Origin of the sequence: Borreliella burgdorferi B31, from assembly GCF_000008685.2 — a bacterium.
Classification (GTDB): Bacteria; Spirochaetota; Spirochaetia; order Borreliales; family Borreliaceae; genus Borreliella; species Borreliella burgdorferi.
Map to the genome: position 1 here is coordinate 22,602 of NC_001853.1, position 6,000 is coordinate 28,601.

Below are 6,000 nucleotides of genomic sequence, written 5' to 3' on the forward strand. Positions count from 1 at the left end.
ATTTTGTATTATTATTTGTAATAATAGATATACTATAGTATGTTATGAATAAAAAGTTTTTATAAGAGGATAAATAATGAATTTGTTTAAAATTGAAGCTAATTATATTGATATCCTTAATAAGGAAATTTATCTAGCTAGTATAACGATTGCAAATGGTCATATTGTGAGCATGACAAAAATTAATGCAATATTAGATGAGTATATATTGCCAGGATTTATTGATGCACATATACATATAGAACGTTCTTTTTTTATTCCATCAAACTTTACGCATTTGGTAGTTCAACATAGCACTGTGGCGACAATTAGCGATCCTCATGAAATAGTAAATGTTTTTTTCCGCATTTAAAAAAGGCAGTAAAGGATTGAAAAATCTAATCAAGAAAGTTATAGAAAGAGTATGAAAGGTTTTTTATTGTTAAATTAATTAGGAGCTATTAATTATATGTCTAAGGAAGGTTTAAGGTTTATTGCTATAATGGAATAAGGAATTAAGGTGGTTGGGGGCAACTGTCCCGAAGTAAAGCTTGTAGATTATGCCCCGGCAGATGTCTTCCGGGTTTAAAAAATCTAAAAAGTTTTCATTAGATAAAGTAAGAAGTTATTTCTATTAATTTTTGATTTAGAAATATTAGTTTATTAAAATATTTAGACGCAAGCACTGCATTTCTAATTTCCTCGTCAAAATCACCTACTATTTTCTTATTTGAAAGTTTTTCTTTAAGTAACGCAACAAGGTATTCCCAAATTATCTCTTTATGGAATACTACAAGCTTCATGTTTTATATATAATGAGCAGCACTTCCTTTTAGTTCAAGTTCGTTAAGCATTTTCAAATCATACTGCACAGTGCACATACAAGCAGCCCTTTTGCTATCTTTTTTAAAAGTATGAGTGGCCCCTCCTATTCTGTAAATATCGCAAGCCTAATAACGCACAATCCCACATGTTTTTTGTAATTTTGATTTTTAGTGCTAATTGTCCAATATATAGACTTATATTATTATTTTATTTTAAAGTTTTTATTTAAGGCAGGTCTCTCTGTTCTTTAATATAGTGAACATTAATTCATTTTTTTATCTAAAAATTTTAACAATATTTTGTTCTATATATTTTTTTTTACAAAAACGATTTAAAATTATCAATTACCTAACATGGCATTGACTATATTAGGAATTTACAAACTAATTTTTTAGTTGTTAATCTATATTTTATTTATTTTTTAGATATGCTGCTTTGGGAAGTGTGACAATGTCTACGTTAATTATCCTAGTTCCATTATTGGGAGTAAATTCTAGTAATAAATGAATATGATCTTTATCGTGGCTGAATTCATTAAGGGCTATTTTCTACAAAAGCATATATTAAGCACTATTTGGTTTGGTAAAGAAAAAATGAACGCTCACTATTTATGCATCTTAACCTATAATTTCATAGAAATGGATGGGCGATAAAATATAATTAAATAATACTTAAGCCCCGCAAGATCTTGAATTAAATTATTATATTTATCTTTTATAACACTTAAATTACCAGGTTTTGTCCATATGACATAGCCTCCTCCTACAATTTTCAAGCCTCTCCTTCTTTTATTTGGTTTAAACCAGATTCTTCATCTCAACAAAATAAATATTGTTATTATCTTCTTAAAGGCTCTCTTAATGTAGCTTAAAGCCCAAAATTCAACTTAATAATTTGAAGAAAATATAGGGTTAAAAGCTTAAGTCAATTTCTGAAGGATCAAGTGTTAATTTTAAGAAAAATAGAGCTGGTTTCCCTAAAATTAGATTAAAAGAATCTTTAAAAGGGTTGAAATATATTAATTAAAATAGCATAATGATTTATGCTATTTTAACCACCATTTTAGTTGCTTTGCAAGTTAAAAGGCGGTAGTATGTGTTGATGTGGTTTAATTACGGCTATACTATATAAATGCTACTACTAATTTTTTATATAATCTTCCAATATTCTTTTTTATCATTTTGAATGAAGTTATTTAAATATAAATATTTATAGGATTTATTGTTTTATCATTATAAGGGTATACTAGTCCTAACTATGCTAATAATTGTCCTACGTGCTGATTTTGTTAAGGTTTTCGTTGTTATGCCATACAAACTTCATCTGAACTTGTAAATTTAATAGCACTCACTATCTTTTAATTTTTCTTTTTTTATATTTTTAAGAATTCTTCCAGCGTCTTTTATTCTAGAAGAAACTCTTGGTTATATTTATACAGTTATTTGCTCAAATATCCATAGAACTAAATTTTGCGAGTTCTTAAAAATAAATTTTCCTAAAATTATTTTTGTAGATAATACTGAAATATTTGAAATGCTCAATAAATTCGGAACAGAACTTATTAATTCTCATTTACTAAAAGTTATTTCAAATTAGACAATAATATTGAAAAACGTTTTTTAACCTTGGATAAAGATAAAAAACAAAATAAAATTATAGAAAAAATTTTTTACAAAGAAAAAACAAATGAGCTTTACCATAGCTTTTGACATTTTATATTACAAGAGCTGCTTGAACTAAATTTTTGGACTTGTTTCTTTTACAGAAGATCCTATAATATCTTGAAATATTCTATAAATTATTTACAACTTTAAAGTTTTAGAATCTTTAAGACAATAACCATAAAAAATCTATTCATAAGTATCCCATTTTTACAGCAATATACCTTGAAGTGTTGAAAAGCTTTAACTATCGATTTTTTTAATATCTTAGCACAAATCTATGTACTATTACTAATATAAGAGAGTCTTCTTTTAAAGAAGACTCTAATTTTAAATATTAATATATTTATATATTTTTTTTCCATTTTAAGACTTACTTAAAGCATTTTTTGCCTGTTCAACAACTTCTTTTATAAAGCTTCTTCTTCCTATTGCCTCACCTTTTTTAGAAGAATAATTTTCTAAGCACCTTAAAGCATCCTCTGCTCTATTTAAAGCCTTTTTAGATAATTGTGATGCTGCCCTATTTTTACTTTTTTCCAATCTTTTAATAATACCTTCTTTTAAGCTTTCCTTAGCTTCATCAAAAAAGAAAGCGGCAGATCTTATCTCTTGTTCTGCAGTATCAATGCAACCCATAATTTTATCAAGTTCGTCTCCTATCTTTAAATTATTTTGCAATTGTACTAGTTCCCTTATTTTATTTCTATTATTATGAGAATTTTTCATTAGTGATATTTTTTTATTCTGAATCTTAGTTATCACATCATAAAAATCACTTCTTATTAAAGTATATTCATGTTTAAGTGAGCACACATTCTCAATTAACTCGGGAAATCCAGATTCTCCAATAAGATTCTCTATATCTTTAATTGCTTTATCCGCTTGCTTTTCTTCCTCAGTAGAAGGGAAAAAATCCTCTTCTTTTATCTCTTTTTTTTGATTATGCTCAATTGAAATGGTTGGTATACCAATCCTATTATTAGATTCTCCTAAAGACACCGCAGATTCTACGGAGGGCGCCACTACAGGTTCTAAGGGGAGGGTGGTCACGTCTAAACCCTTGTCTTTCAATTTTTCCGAATTTTTAATAAAATCTTTTTTTTCTTTTTTATTTCCATATAAATTATTAATAGCATTTTCTTGAACGCCATTTAAAGCTTCTTTTATATCATTGTTATTTTTTTGTTCCTCTTTATTACCAGATAATTTAGAATTTAGATTACAAGACATCAATCCTATCGTTAACAATGTATATAAAAACATTTTTTTTTTCATAAAAATACTCTCCTTTCCCTTAATCAAGAATATATATTACAAATAATTATTCTTAATTAATACTAATTATTAATTAAGATTATATATCATTTTGTTTGAATTTCAATAAAATATAAATAAAATTAATTATATTTTATACTTTTTTGCTTATTAATCATTTGGAGAATATATGATAATCTCTGAACTACTATTTTGCTTTAAGAAGAAATTAATAAATTGTTTAAAACTAGAAAAATTTTCATATTTATAAATTTTTTTGCTTAATTTCATATAGAATTCATTCTTTGAATTTTATTATTAATATTGGACTAAAGCTTGATAAAAAAATAATATCAAATCAAAAATTTTAGATCCTATACCTGTAATATTAAGAAATCCTTTTTATGATGTAAAATTAAAAAACAATAATTTGAATATATTAGATTTAGCTAATGACTATAAAAAAATAAAAAATGAATTAATAAAGAAAAAAAGTTTAACAATGCTGAATTTTATTTATATTTTAACCCATTAAACTTTATAAAGGATTTATCAAAATCAATTTTTAGCTTTCTAATATTATTTTTATTAATAATAATTCTTTAATGAATTCTCTTATTTTGCCCAAATTTTAATTCAAAAAGCTTTCCAGTTTTAATAATAATCTTTTCTGGAAGCAGAAGAGAAAAGTTCTAATGTTAATAAATTGTATTCTTTTACAAACCCTATTTTAGGTAGTTTTATATAACCATTTTCTATTCTTATTGAGTTTTTTTGATTATTAGTTCTATAAGTTTGCCTATTTTTCTTACTTTTATACTTAGGAAATCCTTGCACTCTATTTCCTTTTTTAATTTCTCTAAAAAAATTACTATACGCAAAATTTAAGTCGATCCACGCGCTACAAAGAGCCAAACTATCAACTTCCTTTAAAAAAGGAAATTCTTCTTWATATTTACTTGGATAGGTAATAAGATTTTGTCTATTATTTTTATAATAATCTTTCTTATCACTTAACATTTTGTTATACAAAAATCTTACACATCCAAATACTTTTGAAAAATATTTTTTTTGATTGGTGTTGGGATATATTCTGCACTTATAAGCTTTATTAGCATTCATTATTTTTTATAATTATAAAATCATATTTTAACTTGCGTTACAAATTCATCTCCACCTAAATTTCATAGAAATTATAGGTGGAGTATTCTTTGTTATTTTTAGATAAAAATCTTTCGCATCTATATTATGTACTTCATCTTTACCCTCCACATTAGGCAGATTATCTTTATCATATTTAATTAATAACTTTTTTTAAAGGACAGTTGGAATCCGTTCATTCCAATGTCAAGATTGGGTTCAAATCCCGCAAGTTCATCAATGATTCGATTCATAAGATTTTTGTAGTATCGATCTTCAAATAGTACTGGCAAATAAATTGAGATTAAGTAGGATGATCCAAACGTGAGCATTCCTGAAAGTAGTAGTATCATCGAAGATATACTAGCAGGTTCTTTTTTCAGATTTTTCATTTGAATAACTCCAGTTGTTAAAAGGGTTAATCCTAGCAAATTAAATCCAAGCGTGCAGCCACCTCCAATATAATCTCCTTGGACAAAAGACCCCACTCCAAAAGGTAAAAATAAATTTAACATTACTGGAATCCATAGATCTATCAATTGTTCTTTTTCGTATTGCAAAAGAGCCTTTTTAGTCTTTTCGGGGTCTTTCAAAATTTTTTCTAATTTCTGGTTTTGAATGAACTCCTTTTCTCTTTCAGCATATTTCTGAATTTTATATTTTGAAGTGAAATTTAAAGCAAAGATTTGCATCGTTAAACTAAAAATTAATATTAATGTGAAAATTTTTTTCATATTAATATTACCTCCTAATAATTAAGTTTTGATATTTAAATAATAGTGCAATTTTTAGATTTTATTTTTGGAATTGAATTTTTTAAGATGTTGTTGAGCATACTTAGCTATGCTAAGCAGATTTTAATGTAGGGTTTGTAGAGTTTTAATAAACTCTTTTAGATTTGAAATTATGTTGTCTATTTCTTTTTGTACGTCAATTATCAATATCTAGATTTGGTTTTTCTTGATTTGCTATTAAGGTTGACTGAATTTCTTATTTCAAAGTTTTGGTGTTTGTTGCAAGTAGATTAGTAAGTTCTTTAGCGCTTGTGATCTGTTTAAAGCTGGAGTTGGTTTATGCACAAACACAAAGTATATATCTAATTTGAGATTTAGTAATAAATTTAAAAGATAATTTATAC

General features: G+C 25.7%; 6 protein-coding genes and 1 pseudogene. 2 read left to right on the plus strand and 5 right to left on the minus strand.

All coding sequences use genetic code 11. The annotated features are described in order from the left end of the window. Nucleotides 1-76 precede the first annotated feature (76 nt). Nucleotides 77-352 carry an amidohydrolase family protein gene (locus BB_RS04385; protein WP_010890316.1) on the plus strand — a complete coding sequence of 92 codons (276 nt, stop codon included), beginning with the start codon at nucleotides 77-79 and terminating at the stop codon, nucleotides 350-352. Between the two features lie 235 nt (nucleotides 353-587). On the opposite strand, the gene BB_RS04390 is transcribed toward BB_RS04385, so the two are convergent. Both BB_RS04390 and BB_RS04395 read right to left on the minus strand, forming a co-directional pair. After that, on the minus strand, nucleotides 588-782 hold the full coding sequence (locus BB_RS04390; RefSeq protein WP_012665167.1) for a hypothetical protein: 195 nt from the start codon (nucleotides 780-782) through the stop codon (nucleotides 588-590). Nucleotides 783-1,426: 644 nt separating this feature from the next. Next, a complete protein-coding gene (locus BB_RS04395) occupies nucleotides 1,427-1,579 on the minus strand; it encodes a hypothetical protein (RefSeq protein WP_012665179.1) in 153 nt (50 codons plus the stop codon). 677 nt (nucleotides 1,580-2,256) lie between these two features. Here BB_RS04395 and BB_RS07795 point away from each other — a divergent pair. After that, a complete protein-coding gene (locus BB_RS07795; protein WP_231001463.1) occupies nucleotides 2,257-2,400 on the plus strand; it encodes a type ISP restriction/modification enzyme in 144 nt (47 codons plus the stop codon). Between the two features lie 431 nt (nucleotides 2,401-2,831). Here BB_RS07795 and BB_RS04405 read toward each other — a convergent pair whose 3' ends face one another. The 3 genes and pseudogenes from BB_RS04405 to BB_RS04415 form a co-directional block, all read right to left on the minus strand. Next, entirely contained in the window at nucleotides 2,832-3,743 is a 912-nt protein-coding gene (locus BB_RS04405; protein ID WP_012672184.1) for a P12 family lipoprotein, read from the minus strand. A gap of 494 nt (nucleotides 3,744-4,237) precedes the next feature. Then, a pseudogene (locus tag BB_RS04410) lies at nucleotides 4,238-4,844 on the minus strand (helix-turn-helix domain-containing protein); the annotation flags it as partial. 179 nt (nucleotides 4,845-5,023) lie between these two features. Beyond that, nucleotides 5,024-5,596 (minus strand): P13 family porin, encoded by a 573-nt coding sequence (locus BB_RS04415; protein WP_010890307.1) that lies wholly within the window; start codon nucleotides 5,594-5,596, stop codon nucleotides 5,024-5,026. Nucleotides 5,597-6,000 lie beyond the last annotated feature (404 nt).

Bases quoted from the DNA above. Each gene is read 5' to 3' on its own strand.
- BB_RS04385 (WP_010890316.1), top strand. From the start codon at position 77: ATGAATTTGTTTAAAATTGAAGCTAATTATATTGATATCCTTAATAAG.
- BB_RS04390 (WP_012665167.1), bottom strand. From the start codon at position 782: ATGAAGCTTGTAGTATTCCATAAAGAGATAATTTGGGAATACCTTGTT.
- BB_RS04405 (WP_012672184.1), bottom strand. From the start codon at position 3,743: ATGAAAAAAAAAATGTTTTTATATACATTGTTAACGATAGGATTGATG.
- BB_RS04415 (WP_010890307.1), bottom strand. From the start codon at position 5,596: ATGAAAAAAATTTTCACATTAATATTAATTTTTAGTTTAACGATGCAA.